Genomic DNA, 18,237 nt, shown 5'->3' on the forward strand with positions numbered 1-18,237 from the left:
CATACCGATAAGTGATTGGACACTGACGTTGAGTCAACTACTCTTGTCGTCTGCGCAGCTTCGCGCGTAGAGCCGGGCAGCGCGCCGAGCCGGGCGGTTCGTGGCAGGAGGGGGGAGCCACGAACCGCCCTTCACGCATCACGGCAGTGGCGCGGCGGACCCACGCGCCCACCGCGCCATCGGACTCACTGCGCCATCGGCAGATACACCCTGTTGCCCGCCTCGGCGAACTCGCGGGACTTCTCCGCCATTCCGGCCTCGACCTCCTCCATCGTGGCCCCGTGCTGCTCGCGGATCTCTTGGGAGATCTTCATCGAGAAGAGCATCACTAGATGCGGCACATCCGCTACCGTGGTCATGCCCGGCAGGGCCACGGGACAGGGGGAGGCACCCGATGGAGAAGCGTGAAGAGGTCGTCAGCAGGTTGCGAGGGGTCCCCGAAGGGCTGCCCTCGGTCGAGGAGGTCCGCGCAAGGCTTGCTGCGGACCCGTCGCTGAAATGTGTGGTCTGCTACGCCCGCATCTCTTTCGACGGCCGGGTGAAGGACGCGCACGGCATCGAGGACCAGCACCGCGACATGGCCGGCGACGCCGCCAAGTTGGGATGGCTGGTGGTCTACCGGTACACGGACAACGACAAGAGCGCCAGCAAAGAGAGCGTCATCCGTGACGACTTCGAGCAACTGATCAATGACCTGAAAGCCGGTACCACCCCCGAGGGGTACCCGATCCACGGTGTGATGGCCGTGAACGATGACCGCCTCTACCGGCGCCCCAGCGACTGGGAGCGCTACCTGAAGGCGTTCACGGCGCACGAGGACCGGGTCTACCACGACTCCAACGGAGTGCAGGACCTGTACGCCGAGGGGTTCGAGATCAAAGGACTGGTGGGTGTCGCCATGTCCCTCAGCGAGACGCGCAAGAAGCAGCGACGCACCCGGAACAGTCACCGCAGCCGCGCCATCCGGGGCAAGTCCGTGGCCGCGTGGCGCCCCTTCGGGTGGGACGACGACCGGGTCACTCTCCGCCCCAAGGAAGCCGAGGCGATCCGGAAGGCCGTACACGACGTCATCGCCGGAGCCTCCATTTCCGAGATCACGCGGCAGTGGAAGGAGGCCGGGTTCATCACGAGCCGCGGCAACCTCTTCCAGTACCAGACCGTCAAGCAGGTGCTCTTGAACGCGCGCCTGTGCGGCTACCGCGAGGTCAGAGGGGAACTCGTCCGAGACGGGGATGATCAGCCGATCGTGGGCGAGTGGGAAGCGATCATCACGCCGAAGGAGTGGTACGCCGTCACCGCCACAATCAGGGAGCGGGGACGGGGAACGGGCCTTCCTCGCGGCGGCCTGGTCCACAAGTACCTGCTCACCGGCATTCTCCGCTGCGGCCACGTGTTCGAAGACGGGACCGTGTGCAACAACAAGATGATCGGGATCAAGGCGAACGGCTGGGTGAAGTACGAGCACGCCTACATGTGCAAGAAGACCGTTGACGGCGGCTGTAACAAGACCTACAAGCGCGGCGACAAGACCGACAAGGCCATAGAGCGGCTGGTGATCGCCAAACTCAAGCAGGAGGCCGAAGCCGCCGCCCAGGAGGTGCCGGAGTGGGACAAGGGCGACGACTTGGACCGCGCTGTTCAGAGTCGTAAGGCGCTGGAAGGCCGATGGCACGAGGGAGAGATCGACGATGAGACGTTCTTCAGGAACCTCCCCGCTCTCGAAGCCCGGGTCAAGGAACTCCGCGCGGACCAAGCCGACTACCTGGCGAAGAAGGCGGCAGCCGAGGCCGCAAGAGAGGACATCGCCGCGTCATGGGAGTCCAAGACGCTGACCCAGCGGCGGGAGCTGATCAAGAAGGCTGTACACGCGATCGTCGCGCTCCCCGGCGGCAAGGGGAACAAAGCCTTCGACCCCGAATTGCTCAAGCCCGTTTGGCGTTCCGCCGGGTGAGCCGCACACCCAAGATCACACTCATGGTCCGCAACTGATCGTCCGAGAGCGGCGGTGACTGGCGTATATGACGCTCGATCCACTCCGTCACCGCCGCCTCTTCGGCCGCCTCATCCTCTCGCTCGGTCTGCCCCGCTGGGGTGTTGGTCATCTCCTGCCACCGCCGGCCGACGTGGAGACTTCGCACGCTTCTTCACGGTTCCGGGCAAGGTCCGATGCGACCCCTGCCGCTATGAGCGCTGCGCCGGGGGTATGGCCGGAGCCGACGTAACGCCAGTGGCGTTCAGTGATCACGTCTGTATCGCCCGGCGCGTCTGGTTCCCGTTCGTGCTGCGCTCGCTCCTCACGAAGGAGGGCGTACGTCGTTGAGTAGCTGCGCGACTTGGTGAGGATGTGGCCCCGGTAGCCGATGGTGTGTGCCCAGGACCGCAGCCGTAGCGGCTCCAGTTCCGGCAGTACACCGAGACGCCAACAGGTCGCCATCAGAAGGCGCACGTGCCGGGATACGAGCGCGGACGTGATCTCTTCCGTCCCGTTGACTCTGTGATCGAGCCCCGCAGATGTCTCGGCGGCTCCCTTGGTGACGTACTTGGCTACGTAGGCGGCAACGGCGTTATCGCTCAGCGCGCTGGGGTCGTTGAAGGCTCTCAGCGTCCGGACGTCGAGCTGGTTGCCCCAGCGCAGGTTGTATTCGCCGAGGGCAGGTGTGTACGGCGTGCGCAGTCGCACGGCCGACGCTGCAGTGTGGACTGCTGATGCGAGCGTGTGAGCGTCGAGCCAGAGGGGCGGCACGGTGTTGGGTCCGTCGGGCCCGTCGAGGCGTACGACGGCATGTACGTGGACAGCGGCTCGCTGTTGGTATTCGGCAACCTTTGCGTAGGAGACGCGCACCGCACGACGCAGGCCCGCCCGAGTGTGGCCTGTACGCGTGGCCAGGTGGTTGTAGAGGTTGTCCGTGAATGCCTTCCACAGGCGTCCGGCGTGTGCGTGCCAGAGGACATGTGCCGGGTAGTCGTAGCAGCCGGTGCACAGGGGGTGGCCGATCAGCGGGTCACCGGACCTGTGTACGGCTCCGCAGCTCTTTGAGCGTCCGTGTTCGCAGGTGTGGGACGTGCGGCGCGGTCGGCAGCGTTCACCGTCGGTGGCACGGTGGACAGGCCCGAAGCTGGGAGCGGTAAGGGTGATGAACAGGCGAGGATGTTCCCGGACGGCGTCCGGTACGCCCTTGCCTCCGTTGAGACCGGCGCGGACGAGGTGGAAGGTGTCCCCGGCGTGGAGTCGGGAGCAGGGCGCGCAGACCGATGCGCGGCGGTTGCGGCAGCGGACGGAGAGGCGTTCGCCGGGTTCCGCGGATGTGTCGTAGTGGTGCAGAAGTTCACCGGTTGCTGCGTCGTACGCGCTTGTTGAGCCGGAGAGGTGCACGGGGTGAGCGCAGCCGCCGGTAGCGGTGACCTGTTCGAGCCAGCGCGGGAACTGCGGATCTTGGGCGAGTCGTATGACGTCGCGGTCGACTTCGGAGAGCTGACGCAGGCGCGCCGCGCGGTCGAGTACGGCGCGCCTGTCAGCCGAGGTGATCTCGGCGGTGATGGTGGGGACCTCCCAGGGTGGGCCGCCGCAGCGGCACGGACGGTTGCGGTTGGGTGGGTGTCGTCCATGGCGATCACTCCTTGATTCGCTGGTTGGTGGTGTGGGTCAGCGGATGGTTCCGGTGCCCCGGCAACAGCGGCAGCGCCGCATGTGTCCGGTGCGGGTTCTGCGGTAGCGCTCTCCCTTGCAGATGGGACAGCGGACGCGATGCATGGTCACCTGCTGGGCCTCCCTGAGGGGTCTAGCTGTTGTGGGAAAAGCCGGAGAACAGCCAGCTCACGAGGCCGTCTGCGGTGAAGATGACCGGTGTCTGACCGAGGTACATGCCGAACAGGCCGATGAGCACCGCTTCCCACCACCGCACATGACGGGAGCGCACGAGAAGTACGGTGGCGAGCCCGAAGAGCAGCACCAGCGGAAGAGCAGCGTTCTCACTCACGGGCGTCGCCTCCTTCCAGGTCTTCCAGAGCGCGGACGACCCCGGGCAGGCGAGGCGCCAGCCCCCCGTATTCAGATGCCGTCGCTTGGGCTTCAGAGGGTGTGGTCATGTGGGAGCGCCCGCGCATCCACCCGCCCAGCTCGCCGGTGGTGACGGCAACGCCCTGTTCGGTTTCGCCGATGGACTGTGCGACTGTCACGGCGTCCTTATTGAGGTCGCCCAGGGCCATTTCTGCCGTGCCGGGGTCGTTGACGCGGTGGCAGATACGGCCGCCCAACTGGGCCCGCAGGGCCGTCACGCCCGGACCCAGATCCGAGCCGACGCGCTGGCCGGCCACCACCAGGTGCATGCCGAGCGCCGCCCCGAGTTGGGCCAGCCGCAGGAGGTAGGTCGAGCACTGCTCAGCCTCTGCCCGCTGTTCCCTGCTGCCGTTGGTCAGATACAGCTCAGCGAGTTCGTCCACGACCACGACGACGGGTACCGGCCGTTCCTTCTCCGGCAGGTCCCAGATGGACCGGGCTCCGGCCACGCGGCAGAGACGCATCCGGTCTTGCATGTCGACGACCAGGGCTCCGAGCACGGCGATGGCTTCCGTACGGCAGGTGGCCAGGGCTGAGAGTCGCCGTTGGAACAGGCCCAGTTCCATGCCGCCTTTGCAGTCGACGCCGACCAGGGCGACAGGTTGCGGAGCGAGCTCGCTGATCAGCCGGGCGATCAGCGTCGACTTGCCCGACTGTGTGCCGCCGACGATCAACCAGTGCGGTACGCGCCGGAAGTCCATCAGCCAGGCGTGACCGGTCTCCAGCGCGCCGACCACAGCCGAGAGCAGCGAACCGGAGACCTCCCTCGTGGTGCGGTTCGGACCCGCCAGCGGGTCACTGGCCGTCGCCGTGATCAGGACGATCCCGCGTTCGGGCGAGACGACCCGCACAGCGTGCACCTTCCAGGCGTGCACCAACGCGTCAGCCGCCGCCAGGAACGGCGCCGGAGTCTGCCCCGCATACAGCCGCACGCGCAGCGACAGACCGTTGGGTGTGGGACGAGGGAAGGCGCAGCGCGGTGTGTGGGTACGCAGGGGATCGCCCTTGACCGCCAGGTCACCCAGCAAACGCCGGTTGGGTTTGTGGGAGACCGTGAGGTCATTGAGGTGAGCAACCTTGCGCCAGGTGAGCAGGACCCGCAGCGCCGCACGCGGGTACCCGGTCACGTACCAGTGCCAGTCCGGCCGCTTGGCCCGCAGGCGATCACTGCCGACCAGCAGCCAGAACAGAACTGCTAAAGCGAGCACAAGCAGACCGAGCCGGTCCATCAAGCACCACCGCCCTTGCCAGCCGCAGGACCGGACGCCGGTGCAGGCGTCGCCACAGGCGTGATCGCCGAGGCCCGAAAGCTGACGCCGTGCCTGTCTCCCATCGACCAGGCGAACGCCTCCAGCCCGGTAACCCGGACCTCGACGCCCTCCACAATGCCTTTCGGTTCACCAGGTACGGCGATCTCGATCACCGAGACTCGGCGGCCTTCCTGCCGCACCATCACGCCGACGGTGTACACGGTGTTGCCGTCCCGGTCCTTCTTGACCTCACGGTTCTCGTAGTTGCTGTACTTCGTCTCCGGCTCGACAGCGCACCGCAGTACGCCAAGCCGGGATGTGTCCACAGGTATGGACTGCATGAGTTGGGGGCCTCCTTGGCCACTCGAACGTCTCGGCGGACGTCACTCGTACTGACGAGTGACGACTATGCATGCCTTGACGCCCAAGCGCAACCACTTATGCTGACGAGTGACGTGACACATCCGATTAAGTGCATGACCAACGAGTGCGCCACCGATCAGGAAGGCCGTTATGGGAGAGATCCAGCGCCCCGGAGCGCTCTACCGCCAGGTCGCAGCCGCGATCCGTGACGCCATCCTGGCCGGCGAGTTCGAACCAGGCGCGCCACTGCCTTCCGAGGCCCATCTGATCGACCGCTACAACGTGTCGCGGCCCACTGTGCGCAACGCCATCGCTGCCCTGCGCGCCGAGGGGCTGATCGAGGTCATCCACGGCAAGGGCAGCTTCGTTCGCAGCGCGCCCACATCCGCCTTCACGATGGATCGTGCCGTCAGTCGAGACGCCGAGGGTGCGTACGCAATCGGCACGGAGGGTTGGCAGCTCCACGAAGAGCCGAGCATCTACCGCACTTCAGTCGCATTCGGCGAGGAACAAGAGCCCGAGGAAGCCGCGTTCGGTGTGGACCGCCTATGGGTTGACCCGGACACCGGTGTCCGCATCGCACACCGCACACTCATTCCGTTCCGCACCGCAGAGGGCACCGAGCTGGAACAGGCACCGGACACACCACCGGAGAAGATCTACGCCCTCCTGGCCGAGGCCGGGCACAAGCTCCGATGGACAGAGACCGCCCGAGCCCGCATGCCCCTCCCTGATGAGCGCACCACACTCCAACTCCCCGACGCCACACCCGTTCTGCACACCACCCGCACCACGTACGGCCGCAAGAACGCCGCTCTGCTGCGCGAAGAATTCCGTGTCAACGGCGACCGCGCACAAGCCGCCTACCGCATCACAACCGAGAGCACCCGCCAACTGCGCGCCGTACGCGACTGAGACGTCGCGGGGTGTCGAAACCTGTCTTTACTTCCTCAAGGCGGCTCGCTCCGCTCACCGCGCGCGGCCCGGCCGCCGACCGGGCCTGCGCTCCTGTCTCCGCCCCGCTCCAGCCCGGCCGGCGCCCGTGCCGCGCTCACAGCAATCAGCCGCCCGATGCCAGAGAAGGGATACGTCGTGGCTGGGACGGTCGGCTCCACGGCTTTACGGAGCCACTTTGGCGCGAGCCTCGAAGATCATGGCCCCAACGTCGTGCTTCACCGGGCAGGTCCACAGACTGCCCGACGCGCCGCAAGCTTACGGGGCCATGATCACTCGCGCCAAAGCAGCACCACCCCAAAGCCGTTCCACCGACCTCTCAATCTTTCTCTCCCTGACCGAGCGCCTCGGCATTCCTCTCAATCGTATGACCTAGTTCGAGGTTTACCGCACCCTTGGTGCGACCCACAGCGTTTACGGCAGTGATAGACCATGGCATGGGAATCGACGCACTTCCGAGATCCGGCGACGCCATGAGATGGAACACAGGAAGCGGCAGAACTTCTTCCGCTCGAAGACTTGATACATCACAGAGGATTTTTCTTCCCTCAACACGTGCATGGAGATCGAGAGTCGAACCGGCTGGCACGATGTTGTTGAAGTGGGCATAGTTTATGCCGCTTGAGAAAAAATTCTTCTCGCCAAGAGGGATCGGCCTGATTGGAGGCTCGATGTCATCCCCGGAGTAATCGTCAGCCAAGCATGCAGAGATACCTTGCGGCAAATCCACCTCGACTCTCACTTGCTGATAGCTTCGCTCTTGCGAGTTATGAAGCCGCAAACGCAGGGCGCCATGCCCTCTGCGCACATATGCTTGCACGGCAAATTCGAAGAGATAGGAATTATATTCTTCGAGATACTCACGCACTTCGTCGGCGTATTCTTCATCTGTACGTGAGTCCGTGCCACCTGAGGCAAACCGTGGGTGCATTGAAGGCTTTCGCTTGCTATTGGCCTCAACCTCCCGCCTTTCCTCCTCAAGCATATTCTTAAGTATCTCGTCAAGCCAGGGCCAAGACGGAACCGAGACAGGCTCATCCTGGACTGAAAGAGTTAGTGACTGACGCTCTTCTGCTGTCTGCGCCCTCTGCGTCAGACTGAGCACCTCCCCCGGTCCTGCAAGGGCGGTCTGAGCAGTCCTGCGGACGAAGATCATGCCAGCGTAGTATCTATCAAATTCCTTCTCCAGGGTGTGGATCCGGTCTCCCTGCTTCGGGGGGTCGACGGCGATTACTAGAACCTCCCGTCCCTCGATGGTTGCGTAGCTTGGAATCCATTCAGGCCCCAATGGGCCGAGGTACGGGCGAATCCCGGACTCCAGGTCAGCCAGGTCAATCGTTTCCACCCCCGCTAGGTTACCGGGCTCGACTCCCACCAGGATGTAACCGAAGCCACCAGCTGCCTGACGACTTCTCTCTACAGAACGATTCGCCATGGCTAGAATATGACGCGCCAGCAGAGCCTTCGACTTCTTCTCGCTCAAATCATAATTTGACTTCCATTCGATCCAATCGTTTTCGTCGTGCTCACCTGCATCTTTGACGGCTTCCACGAGAGCTCTCAATTGCAGAGGGGAGCGGAAAGGGCTGGTCTGGTCGATGTTGAGCGCCATGCTGCCAGTATGGTCGGTCATTGAGGTGGCCGCACTGAACTTGCACTCACAGCACTCTCTTTCCCCGTGCGCCGAGCCTCGCCTACGCTCACCCACAAGCTCGGCGGACCATGCTGCGGACGGCGCATACGAGTTCAAGGGCTGGCAGGACGCGCTGGGCCCGAGTTGGCAGCCTTCCGGTTAGCACTTGCACACGAGTTGTTTGGCTGCTGCACCACAACCGCACCAGATCGAGCAGGGAACAGCGGGGAATCACGGGGAAAGCAGCGCAGCCCAACGAAGCCACGATGCAGCCATCTGTACAGGTCAGCGCCCAAACCGGCCGTTAATGACCGCAGCTTCCCAAGCTGAGAGCTCCGGCAGTCGTCACGGACCCGCCGTGGCCGCTTGCTCTGGTCGACGACACACCCCGGTAGCGTGGCTGAGGCCGGTGGGGTGCATCGAGGCATACGCGTGCGTGGTCGATCGGCGCACCCACCATCGTGGCTGACTGTCGTCGGCTGAGGTTCGTGCCACTGCCGTGCCAGATGCTGGGGTCAGCCACGGTCAACGGCGGTGTCTCACGGCCGAGTTCTCGGCAGCCTGACCAGGTATCGAAGCTCCAGGTCAGCGACACGATCATCCCGCCTCTCTCCTAAGGCGGGTGTCGCCTCCGAGTAATGGCCGACCTGCCCATTGGGTGCTCCTCAGCGAGCGCTCCGAGTGCGCCCTGGGGGACGGCTCAGCCGCTCCGGCCGGGCGTGCGGCCTTCGGCCGGTCCCGTCCGGGCGGCAGCCGCCCCAGGGCTGACAGGCGGCATGAGCGCATGAGGAGCCTCACTGATCGCCGGTCTTTCGTCCCCAGGGCGCCCACGAGGCATTTCAGCGGCGCCGGCTCTCGGTCCCAGCCCGAGCTGGGGTCCGCACCCGGTCGTCGGCGGAGGTGACCACGAGCAGCAGCCGACGTCAGGGAACTGCTTGCGCGGCGTGGTACAAGGGGCGCTACAGCGCGCCCCTTGACCCCGCCCGAGCGGCACATCCTCAAGCGCGGATGCGGGCATCGTCGTGGTAGAGATCCGTACGCGCTTGAGAACGTGCCGCCTGTGCCTCCCTCTGCCCCCGGTGTAGGGACCTCAGCCTGCTTCCCGCAGTCGGGCAGACGCGACCCGCACGAGCATGGCCAACTCCCGAGCAGCTTCCACCGGGACCGCCAGCTGGACCACGCCCGAGCCGTCCGCAGTCGCATCAGCCCGCGCCCGCAGATCATCGGTGTCGAGCCCTGCGGCACTCAGCGCGTGCAACAGCTCTTCCCCCGTGTCCTTCGCGTCCCGCCATCCACCCACGTAGTCCACTCCGCGCACCCACAATTCTTCGTCCAGACTGGCCGCCTCACCGTCGAACCTGCCGTCCCCAGGGCCGCACATCCGTCTCAAGTCCCCTTCTCCGCACGCCGTCTGACGTTGACCGTGTGGGCCGTGCCGAACGAGAGCACGACGACGACCCCGGTACCATCGGCACCGGGGTTCGTGATCGATCCCCAGCCGGACCACCCCGGATGCTGTCCAGGCGAGGGGTGGTCCGGTATTGCGTATGCGGTTGTTCCGCGTGGCCCGACTCCCCGTCCATCGACGGGAACGAGGGACGCGGGCGTCGGGCCGTCTCAGGGCGACAGCGGTTTCAACGCCCGCCACCACCCGACGACCACTTGTTGAGCTTGCGCACGGCCGCCTCCAACTCTTTTCGCTTCGCCGTCTGGTCTTTCTGCCCGTGGCCGCGGCTTTGCTGCTCTCCTTCCGCCTCTGCCATCAGTACGGCCTCCAAGGACTCAGAGCGCCTTTTCGTCCCTGTGGTGCCAGGCCCGCTCTCTCGCACAGGAGCCGCGTCAACTGTGCTTCCAGCAAGGCGGCATCATCCACCGACAGCACAGCCGACTCGGTCGATACGTGAGCGTCACCCCGAAAGACCTGAACCGGGATGTGGAACCGGTCATCGACCAAGCGCACATCGCCAGCCACCTTGAACCGGTGCGGCACGTCCTCATGCCGGTGGCTGCTCACCTCATCACCGCCATGTCGTACCGCGTGTACGCCAGCACCCCACGCCGAAGCCGCTCCCGCTGCTGTGCTTCCCGCTTCTCGTGTGCCACGACATAGGGTCGGACCAGGCCGACATCTTCGCCACGCAGCGAAGACCGATCGAAGACCCGATGCACGCGCGGAAGCATCAGGGTCGGGGTGTCGCCAGGAATCGCGGGGGATGCTGTCTCGACTGTGCGATGACGACCCGCACCGGGCAACAGGAGTTGCAACAGCCATCGCACGAATTGAGGGATAAGGTTTGCCACGTTGACGCTCCTACACAGCGTTGACCACGCCCCCGGACCGTTCGCATCGGTCGCGGGGGTCTCTTGCGTGCCAACTGTGCTGAGAGAGAAGGGCGATGGCTTCCCGCCCGTGGCTATCCCCATGATGGGTAGGCTGACGGTCAGGCTTCGCGACACACTGTCACCAGCAGGCGCAACGGGGCACACGATGACTGGTTACCAACCGCCGACCGCACTACCGCGAGAACTCCTCAGCCACCCCGAGATGCGCGCCGCGATCGTGGCTCACGACTTCGGCGCGGTCTTCTCCCTTGCCCGCCGACTGGCCAAGATCAGCTACTCCAAGATCGCCGCCGAATGTGACATCAAGCCCGAACGCGTCGGCACCCTCGCCCGTGGCCAGGGCCGCATCACGTCATTCGACAAGATCGCGGCAATCGCCGACGCCTTACGCATCCCCGGAGACCTACTCGGCCTCGCGCCCCGTGGCTGGGAAGCTGCAACCGCATCCGGTCACGCCCCTACCGCCTCAGCACGCTCCACGCCCGCCACGCGAGAGGGAAGCGAATCAGTGCTGCGCAGGGAATTCTTCAAAAGCTCGGCCGGAGCAGGTCTGGTACTCGGCCTGCCCGAACTGACCCAGATCAAGGCAGGCCGACACATCGGCCGAGACGTGCCGGACCAGTTGCGCCACCGCACGGCACGACTGCGGCGCCTCGATGACGTCCTCGGCGGTGGAGACACCTACCGCGTCTACCTGGGCGAGTACCAAGCAACCAAGACGATGCTGCGAGAGGGCAGCTATACGGAGGAGACCGGGCGCGCGCTTCTGTCAGTGCTCTCCGAGCAGGCTCAGCAAGCCGGATGGGCCGCATTCGACGCGGGCAACCACACCGACGCCCGCAGTCTCTACGAGGACAGCCACCAAGCCGCTACCGAGGCGAAAGACGCCGCCTTGGCAGGCAACGCCCTCGCGTTTCTCGCCTACCAGAAGATCAACACGGACCGCTCTGCCGGAGTGAAGACCGCCGTGCAGGCATGCCGGACCGCAGGCCCCGACGCCCTGCCCGGGGTGCGGGCACTGCTGCATGAACGCCTCGCGTGGGCTTACGCCGTCGCCGGGAACGCGAGCGAGACGGAACGCGCCCTGAGTATCGCTGAAGGCGCCCTCAGCCAGGACGACGGAAGCCCACAGCCCGACTGGTCATCATGGGTCGACCGCAACGAACTCCAGATCATGACCGGCCGATGCTGGACCGAGCTGCGCCGGCCACTGCGCGCCGTCCCCGTCCTCGAAGACGTGCTCACCCGGTACGACGACGCCCACGCGCGGGACAAGAGCCTCTACCTGTCGTGGCTCGCGGACTCCTACCTCGCTGCTGGAGAGATCGAGCAGGCCACGGCCATCACCAGCCGCGTACTGGAGCTCTCGGCCGGAGTGGCATCCGTCCGCCCACGGCAGCGCCTCGCCCCGATCCTCCAGCAGCTCAGCGTTCACCGCGAGCTTCCGGACGTCGCCGAAGTGCTGGAGAAGGCCAGAGCGTGAGAGGTCAGTCCGCAGGGTTCGGGTCGGTGGTCCGCTCCACCCACCGCAGATAGGCATCCGAACCCGCCACGATCGGCACGGCCGACACCTCCGGGTTCTTCCACGGGTGATGCTCCAAGAGGTGCGCCTCGAGATCGGCGTAACGGTCAGCACGGGTCTTGAACAGCAGTTGCCACTCTTCCCCCGTGCCGAACTCGCCCAGATGCCAGAAGACGGAGACCACCGGACCGACGATCTGCGCACCGGCCGCAAGCTGGGCAGTCACCACCGACCCCGCAAGCGTCGTAGCCTGCTCGCGGGTCTCCGTCGCCGTCGCCACCTGAAGGAAATCAGTCATGCCCGCGAGCCTAGTGCCGCATCAGGCAACGTTCGCCCTGCCGACCACGGCTCGTAGCCGTTGATCGACGGCGTCCCCGTCACCGCCCCGCCCTACGGCGACCTTCAGGACTCGGCTGCCTCTCCAAGAAGCAGGAACGTCATGCGTCCGGAGGACCCGGGACGGTGCATTCCTCTCACTCGACCGCAGGGGTGGCCATGTCCGCTGGAACGGCCACAGCCGCCCACTTGCCAGCAGTGAAGTACGTGATGTCTGCGAGGCGCCAGGTCACACCGTTCACTGCGAAGGTGTCGTTCAGTTGGAGTCCCTCGTCCCGCTCGGTGCCGTCCACGTCGAGAATGGTCAGCAGCACCTGGGCCTCTCCAGAGTCCCTGGGCGGGACGCTGCTCACTCCGCCGATCCGCCCGGCTCCGATCGTCGTGACCTGCCCGGAGCGGATCACCAGCTTGTCCCGTGTCATATCAGTTCATTCCCCTCATGCCCCGCATACGCCTGCATACATCCTCGTTCGACCTACGTGAGCGTGGCGTAGAAACCGAACCCCTTGTAACTGAAGTAGTCGATGAACTCCTCAGGCTTCACCGCCTCCGGTTGCCGCATGTTCCAGGGGTTCCTCAAATGGACCATTCCGTCCTGCGCCCCGACCACCTCGTACGCGTGCCCCGCCATCAGTTTGTGAGGTAGTGCCTTTTCGCCCGCCGCCTCGTCGAGCGGGCGCGTTCCAGCCACGATCGGCTTCTTGTCCGCGAGTTGCTTCTGCAGGTGGCCCTCCAACGCGGGGCTGGCACCTTCGCCTTGCGGGAGTGGGTAAACCGCGCTGTCCTCACCCGTGAGCTGGGTGAGCATCTCGGGCTGGTCCCACCGGCTGGTTTCCCGGTTGACCGGGCGACCTCGACGAACGCGGGAAGTCCCGGCTCAAAGCGATGTTCCCACTGCTTGGCGAAGCCCAGCCGCTCGTACCAAACGACCGCCGCAGTGTCCTCGACACGAAGAATGGGCATGACTTCTTCGTCCATGGAGTCATCGTCGCAGACCGCCCAGGGCGAACGTTGCCTGATGCGGCACTAGTTCGGTCGTCGGAAGCTGTTCCAGAGCATCCGGAAGCCTGCCGTAGGCCAGGGGAGATGATCAACTTCACCAGGCAAAGCGGCCCCGGGTCCCGAGGCCGCTTGACTGGTGACGCGACTGGATCAGTCCGCGATGGGCAGGTAGACGCGGTTGCCCGCTGCCGCGAACTCCCTCGACTTCTCCAGCATCCCCGCCTCGATTTCCTCGGGGGACGCACCTTCCTCACCGCCGAACTGCTCTGTGATGCTTCTGCTAATCTTCATCGAACAAAATTTCGGCCCGCACATGGAGCAGAAGTGTGCGGTCTTGGCAGGCTCGGCCGGCAGCGTCTCGTCGTGGAAGGAGCGGGCTGTGTCCGGGTCGAGGGCCAGGTTGAACTGGTCCTCCCAGCGGAACTCGAAGCGGGCGTCCGAGAGTGCGTCGTCCCAGTCCTGGGCTCCGGGGTGGCCCTTGGCCACATCCGCCGCGTGGGCCGCGATCTTGTAGGTGATCACGCCGGTCTTGACGTCGTCCTTGTCCGGGAGACCCAGATGTTCCTTCGGGGTGACGTAGCAGAGCATCGCCGTGCCCCACCAGCCGATCATCGCCGCGCCGATACCGCTGGTGATGTGGTCGTAGGCAGGTGCGATGTCGGTGGTCAGCGGGCCCAGGGTGTAGAACGGGGCCTCGTCGCAGACCTCCTGCTGGCGGTCGATGTTCTCCTTGATCTTGTGCATGGGCACATGGCCCGGGCCTTCGATCATGGTCTGCACATCGTGTGCCTTGGCGATCCGGTTGAGTTCCCCGAGGGTATCCAACTCGGCCATCTGCGCGGTGTCGTTGGCGTCCGCGATCGAGCCGGGGCGCAGCCCGTCGCCGAGCGAGAACGTCACGTCGTACGCGCGCAGGATCTCGCACAGCTCGCTGAAGTGCTCGTACAGGAAGCTCTCCCTGTGGTGCGCCAGGCACCACGCGGCCATGATCGAGCCGCCGCGCGAGACGATTCCGGTCTTGCGGCGGGCGGTGAGCGGGACGTAGCGGAGGAGGACGCCCGCGTGCACGGTCATGTAGTCGACGCCCTGCTCGCACTGCTCGATGACGGTGTCCTTGTACACCTCCCAGGACAGCTCCTCGGCCTTGCCGTCCACCTTCTCCAGCGCCTGGTACAGCGGCACCGTGCCGATGGGGACGGGGGAGTTGCGCAGCACCCACTCGCGGGTGGTGTGGATGTTGCGCCCCGTCGAGAGGTCCATGACGGTGTCGGCGCCCCAGCGGGTCGCCCACGTCATCTTCTCGACCTCCTCCTCGATGGAGGAGGTGACGGCCGAGTTGCCGATGTTGGCGTTCACCTTCACCAGGAAGTTCTTCCCGATGATCATCGGCTCGGTCTCGGGGTGGTTCACATTGGCGGGCAGTACGGCGCGGCCCGCGGCGATCTCGTCCCGGACGAACTCGGGTGCGAGGTTCTCGCGGAGGGCGACGTACTCCATCTCCGGGGTGATCTCGCCCCGCTTCGCGTACGCGAGCTGGGTGACGGCGCTGCAGCCGCGGCCCCGGCGCGGCTGGCGGGGGCGGCCGGGGAAGACGGCGTCCAGACCTGCCAGATCAGTCGCTCCGCTCCGGACCAGCCCCCCGCGCGGGCTGGTGTGCTTGATGCCGTCGTCCTCGGGTCGCAGCTCCCGGCCCGCGTACTCCTCGGTGTCTCCCCTCTGGATGATCCAGTTCTCGCGCAGCGGCGCCAGACCGCGGCGCACGTCGGTGTCGATGTTGGGGTCGGTGTACGGCCCGGAGGTGTCGTAGAGCGTCACATCCGTGCCGTTGGTGAGATGCACGCGGCGGACCGGCACCCGGATGTCGGGGCGCGGCCCTTGCAGATATCCCTTGTGCGAGCCGATCGCGTTCTCGGCGCGCGCGTGTGCATCCTGCGTGGTCATGAGACCCACTCCCTACGCCGGCATTACCCGGTAACAGGTTCGGCGGTCGGCGCAGCCGTTTCCGTGGTTCCTTCCACGGAGGTCAGCGCCCTCTCAGCCCCGTGCTCGGAGCTCCCGCGATGTGCAAAGGCATCTCTACGCTAACGGCACACCGCCCGGACTGAACACCCCGCATGGCCGTTCTTGCGATGATCGGGCGGTGACCCATTCCGACTCCGCCGACACCGCGCCCCCTGGCGGGCCCGCCACCGGCCACGCCGCCGGTGGCGGAAACCCGCACGCCGACGGCCACTCGCATGCCGAAGGCCACTCGCACGCCCACGCCCACGGCCACTCGCACGCCCACGCGCACGGGCCTGCCGCGCCCGTCTCCCGCCATCTGAGGAAGGTCATCGCGGCCGTGCTCGTGCCGTTCGCGGCCGCGGTGCTGACGGGCCTGGTGGTGCTGTGGCCGGGAGGCGCGCCGGACCACAAGCACGACCACTCGGGGGTCGGTTTCGACCGGCCGACATTCGCCGCGAAGGTCGTCGGGCTGGCCGAGGTCGACTGCGACAAGGTCAATGTCCAGCAGCCGCCCGCCTCCTCGGGCGGCGCAGCGCAGACCCCGGGCGGGACCCGGCAGGGGGGCTCACACGGCCCGTGTCACAAGGCGAAGATCGAGGTCACCGAGGGCAAGGACAAGGGCCACACCTTCACCGAGGTGGTGCCGCCCGATGCCACCCGCACCTACTCCGTCGGTCAGGGCGTCGTCGTCGGCTACGCGGAGAAGGCGCCGCGCAATCTCCAGTACAGCGTCGTGGACGCCGACCGTGATGTGCCGATGCTGCTGCTCGCCGGCATCTTCGCGCTGGTTGTGGTGGCGGTCGGGCGGCTGCGCGGGGTGCTGGCGCTGGCCGGCCTCGTCATCAGCTTCGCCGTGCTGACGCTGTTCATCCTCCCGGCCATACTGCAGGGCTCCAACCCGCTGGTGGTCGCGGTGGTCGGAGGCAGCGCCATCATGCTGACCACGCTGTATCTGTGCCACGGTCTGTCGGCCAGGACCTCGGTCGCGGTGCTGGGCACGCTGGTGTCGCTGCTGCTGATCGGGCTGCTGGGCTCGCTGTTCATCGGCTGGGCCCGGCTGACGGGCAACACCGACGACCAGACCAGCCTGGTGCACGGGCTCTACCCCGGCATCGAGATCAGAGGGCTGCTGCTGGCCGGGGTGCTGATCGGCTCGCTGGGCGTGCTGGACGATGTGACGGTCACCCAGACCTCGGCCGTCTGGGAGCTCAGGGAGGCCGATCCGGGGGCGAGCTGGCTCCGGATCTACCGCTCCGCCATGCGGATCGGGCGCGACCACATCGCGTCCGTCGTCAACACGCTGGTGCTGGCCTACGCGGGGGCCGCGCTGCCGCTGCTGCTGCTGTTCTCCATAGCCCGCAGCGATGTGACGATGGTCGCCACGAGCGAGGTGGTCGCCGAGGAGATCGTCCGTACGCTCGTCGGCTCCATCGGCCTGGTGGCCTCGGTGCCGGTGACCACCCTGCTGGCCGCGCTGGTCGTCTCCGCCGACCGGGGCGGCCGCTCATCGGGTGCGCGGCCGAGCATTCCGGCTCCCTCGCCGGGTGTCCCGGCGGCGGCTCGTCGCCCCGCGGTCAGCGGTGGCCGCGGCCGCCGCCGCAAACCGAAGTGAGGGACTCACCAGTCACTGCGGCCGGCGGCGCCGGCCTTGAAGCGGCGGACGAGGTAGACGACTCCGCCGACCAGGGCGACAAAGATCAGCACCTTGAACAGCAGGCCGATGAGGAAGCCGACCACGCTGGCGATCAGGCCGCCGAAGACCACAAGGGCGATCACCGGTATGACGATCCATGTGACCCACCACGGCAGGCCGGAGAGGGTGCCTTTCGCGTCCATGACTGTGTGCTCCGTCTCTGAGAGTTCTCGAAGGCCCTGTGCCCTCTGCCCTCGATGCTAGGGCGGGCCGCAAGGCGACGGGGTGGTCACAGCCCCAACCCTCCCCTGAATCCGACCCTGAGGGGACCCTGAAGTGAGGAGCAGTCGCGGGGGGCCGGAGGGTCGGGGGCCGAGGGCGGGGGCGCTCCTCACCCCTCCGGGGGCGAGAAGACCACCAGGACGCGCAGGTCCTCGGAGATGTGGTGGAACTTGTGCGCCACCCCGGCCGGGACGTAGACGACGCTGCCCCGCGCCACATGGGTCGTCTCGTCGCCCACGGTGATCGATCCGCGTCCGCTGACGACGAAGTACACCTCGTCCTGGGCGTGCGGCTGCTGCCGGTCGACGGCGCCCGCGTCCAGCGCGTAGAGGCCGGCCGACATGTTGCGCTCGTGCAGGAACCGCAGATACGCGCCGTCGTTCACAGCGCGCTCCGCCTCCAGTTCCTCCAGGCGGAATGCCTTCACCGCTGTCCCCTCTCCCTGACCCGGCTGCTGTTCTGCAACGATCGGTGTATGAACTTCCTCATCAAGACGCTGGCCAACGCGGCAGCCCTCGCCGTGGCGACCTGGCTGCTCAGCGATATCGAGCTGACCGGTGGTTCGGAGGGCGAGAAGGCGCTCACGCTGCTTGTCGTCGCCCTGATCTTCGGCGTCGTCAACGTGGTGGTCAAGCCGATCGTGAAGCTGCTCTCGCTGCCGCTGCTGGTGCTCACGCTCGGGCTGTTCACGCTGGTCATCAACGCCCTGATGCTGATGCTGACCTCGTGGGTCGCCGACAAACTGGATGTCAGCTTCCACGTGGACGGGTTCGGTACGGCGTTCCTCGGCGGCCTGATCATCTCCATCGTCGCCTGGGCCCTGCACCTGGTGCTCGACCGGGACCGGGACTGACGGCC

The 18,237-nt window shown here is 66.2% G+C and carries 19 protein-coding genes and 1 pseudogene; 5 read left to right on the plus strand and 15 right to left on the minus strand.

The genetic code is table 11. From position 1 onward, the window contains the following. Window positions 1-185 precede the first annotated feature (185 nt). The gene (locus JW592_RS17665) at window positions 186-359 is read right to left on the minus strand and encodes a hypothetical protein (RefSeq protein ID WP_209266155.1); all 174 of its coding nucleotides are present in this window, start codon (window positions 357-359) and stop codon (window positions 186-188) included. A gap of 35 nt (window positions 360-394) precedes the next feature. On the opposite strand from JW592_RS17665, the gene JW592_RS17670 reads away from it, so the two are divergent. Then, entirely contained in the window at window positions 395-1,951 is a 1,557-nt protein-coding gene (locus tag JW592_RS17670; RefSeq protein WP_209266089.1) for a recombinase family protein, read from the plus strand. A 147-nt stretch (window positions 1,952-2,098) separates the two neighbouring features. Here the strand turns inward: JW592_RS17670 and JW592_RS17675 are convergent, their stop codons facing one another. The 4 genes from JW592_RS17675 to JW592_RS17690 all read right to left on the minus strand — a co-directional run bounded on the left by JW592_RS17675 (window position 2,099) and on the right by JW592_RS17690 (window position 5,648). Further along, window positions 2,099-3,538 carry a replication initiator gene (locus tag JW592_RS17675; RefSeq protein ID WP_372446531.1) on the minus strand — a complete coding sequence of 480 codons (1,440 nt, stop codon included), beginning with the start codon at window positions 3,536-3,538 and terminating at the stop codon, window positions 2,099-2,101. Between the two features lie 241 nt (window positions 3,539-3,779). Further along, on the minus strand, window positions 3,780-3,977 hold the full coding sequence (locus JW592_RS17680) for a hypothetical protein (RefSeq protein WP_209266090.1): 198 nt from the start codon (window positions 3,975-3,977) through the stop codon (window positions 3,780-3,782). Continuing rightward, window positions 3,970-5,286 (minus strand): FtsK/SpoIIIE domain-containing protein, encoded by a 1,317-nt coding sequence (locus JW592_RS17685; RefSeq protein WP_209266091.1) that lies wholly within the window; start codon window positions 5,284-5,286, stop codon window positions 3,970-3,972. The genes JW592_RS17680 and JW592_RS17685 overlap by 8 nt, the downstream gene beginning before the upstream one ends. Beyond that, the gene (locus JW592_RS17690; RefSeq protein ID WP_209266092.1) at window positions 5,286-5,648 is read right to left on the minus strand and encodes an SCO3933 family regulatory protein; all 363 of its coding nucleotides are present in this window, start codon (window positions 5,646-5,648) and stop codon (window positions 5,286-5,288) included. The genes JW592_RS17685 and JW592_RS17690 overlap by 1 nt, the downstream gene beginning before the upstream one ends. A gap of 172 nt (window positions 5,649-5,820) precedes the next feature. Between JW592_RS17690 and JW592_RS17695 the strand changes: the two genes are divergently transcribed. Further along, window positions 5,821-6,585, plus strand: a complete 765-nt coding sequence (locus tag JW592_RS17695; RefSeq protein WP_209266093.1) for a GntR family transcriptional regulator — start codon at window positions 5,821-5,823, stop codon at window positions 6,583-6,585. Window positions 6,586-6,943: 358 nt separating this feature from the next. On the opposite strand, the gene JW592_RS17700 is transcribed toward JW592_RS17695, so the two are convergent. The 3 genes from JW592_RS17700 to JW592_RS33225 all read right to left on the minus strand — a co-directional run bounded on the left by JW592_RS17700 (window position 6,944) and on the right by JW592_RS33225 (window position 10,020). Continuing rightward, window positions 6,944-8,236, minus strand: a complete 1,293-nt coding sequence (locus JW592_RS17700) for an AlbA family DNA-binding domain-containing protein (protein WP_209266094.1) — start codon at window positions 8,234-8,236, stop codon at window positions 6,944-6,946. Between the two features lie 1,111 nt (window positions 8,237-9,347). Continuing rightward, on the minus strand, window positions 9,348-9,638 hold the full coding sequence (locus JW592_RS17705) for a hypothetical protein (RefSeq protein ID WP_209266148.1): 291 nt from the start codon (window positions 9,636-9,638) through the stop codon (window positions 9,348-9,350). A gap of 253 nt (window positions 9,639-9,891) precedes the next feature. Then, window positions 9,892-10,020 carry a hypothetical protein gene (locus JW592_RS33225; protein WP_267878036.1) on the minus strand — a complete coding sequence of 43 codons (129 nt, stop codon included), beginning with the start codon at window positions 10,018-10,020 and terminating at the stop codon, window positions 9,892-9,894. 725 nt (window positions 10,021-10,745) lie between these two features. On the opposite strand from JW592_RS33225, the gene JW592_RS17710 reads away from it, so the two are divergent. Next, the gene (locus JW592_RS17710) at window positions 10,746-12,083 is read left to right on the plus strand and encodes an NsdA family TPR-like regulatory protein (RefSeq protein WP_209266095.1); all 1,338 of its coding nucleotides are present in this window, start codon (window positions 10,746-10,748) and stop codon (window positions 12,081-12,083) included. Between the two features lie 4 nt (window positions 12,084-12,087). Here the strand turns inward: JW592_RS17710 and cutA are convergent, their stop codons facing one another. The 5 genes and pseudogenes from cutA to thiC all read right to left on the minus strand — a co-directional run bounded on the left by cutA (window position 12,088) and on the right by thiC (window position 15,401). Continuing rightward, complete coding sequence (gene cutA, locus JW592_RS17715) at window positions 12,088-12,420, minus strand: divalent-cation tolerance protein CutA (protein ID WP_209266096.1); 333 nt, start codon at window positions 12,418-12,420, stop codon at window positions 12,088-12,090. A gap of 175 nt (window positions 12,421-12,595) precedes the next feature. Continuing rightward, on the minus strand, window positions 12,596-12,880 hold the full coding sequence (locus JW592_RS17720; protein WP_209266097.1) for a DUF6406 domain-containing protein: 285 nt from the start codon (window positions 12,878-12,880) through the stop codon (window positions 12,596-12,598). Between the two features lie 53 nt (window positions 12,881-12,933). After that, window positions 12,934-13,266, minus strand: a complete 333-nt coding sequence (locus tag JW592_RS17725; RefSeq protein ID WP_209266098.1) for a C2 family cysteine protease — start codon at window positions 13,264-13,266, stop codon at window positions 12,934-12,936. Between the two features lie 35 nt (window positions 13,267-13,301). Beyond that, window positions 13,302-13,436: pseudogene (locus tag JW592_RS32800) on the minus strand (glyoxalase superfamily protein); the annotation flags it as partial. 174 nt (window positions 13,437-13,610) lie between these two features. Further along, window positions 13,611-15,401, minus strand: coding sequence for a phosphomethylpyrimidine synthase ThiC (gene thiC, locus JW592_RS17730; protein ID WP_209266099.1), 1,791 nt, complete (start codon window positions 15,399-15,401; stop codon window positions 13,611-13,613). A 199-nt stretch (window positions 15,402-15,600) separates the two neighbouring features. Between thiC and JW592_RS17735 the strand changes: the two genes are divergently transcribed. Next, window positions 15,601-17,076: a YibE/F family protein gene (locus tag JW592_RS17735; protein WP_209266100.1), complete on the plus strand. Its 1,476-nt coding sequence runs from the start codon at window positions 15,601-15,603 to the stop codon at window positions 17,074-17,076. 5 nt (window positions 17,077-17,081) lie between these two features. On the opposite strand, the gene JW592_RS17740 is transcribed toward JW592_RS17735, so the two are convergent. Both JW592_RS17740 and JW592_RS17745 read right to left on the minus strand, forming a co-directional pair. Then, on the minus strand, window positions 17,082-17,300 hold the full coding sequence (locus JW592_RS17740) for a DUF5326 family protein (protein ID WP_209266101.1): 219 nt from the start codon (window positions 17,298-17,300) through the stop codon (window positions 17,082-17,084). 188 nt (window positions 17,301-17,488) lie between these two features. Continuing rightward, window positions 17,489-17,806, minus strand: a complete 318-nt coding sequence (locus JW592_RS17745) for a cupin domain-containing protein (protein WP_209266102.1) — start codon at window positions 17,804-17,806, stop codon at window positions 17,489-17,491. A 48-nt stretch (window positions 17,807-17,854) separates the two neighbouring features. Here JW592_RS17745 and JW592_RS17750 point away from each other — a divergent pair, with 48 nt between their 5' ends. Further along, a complete protein-coding gene (locus JW592_RS17750) occupies window positions 17,855-18,232 on the plus strand; it encodes a phage holin family protein (RefSeq protein WP_209266103.1) in 378 nt (125 codons plus the stop codon). Window positions 18,233-18,237: the final 5 nt, after the last annotated feature.

Origin of the sequence: Streptomyces spirodelae, from assembly GCF_017676385.1 — a bacterium.
In the GTDB taxonomy this organism is placed as follows: domain Bacteria; phylum Actinomycetota; class Actinomycetes; order Streptomycetales; family Streptomycetaceae; genus Streptomyces; species Streptomyces spirodelae.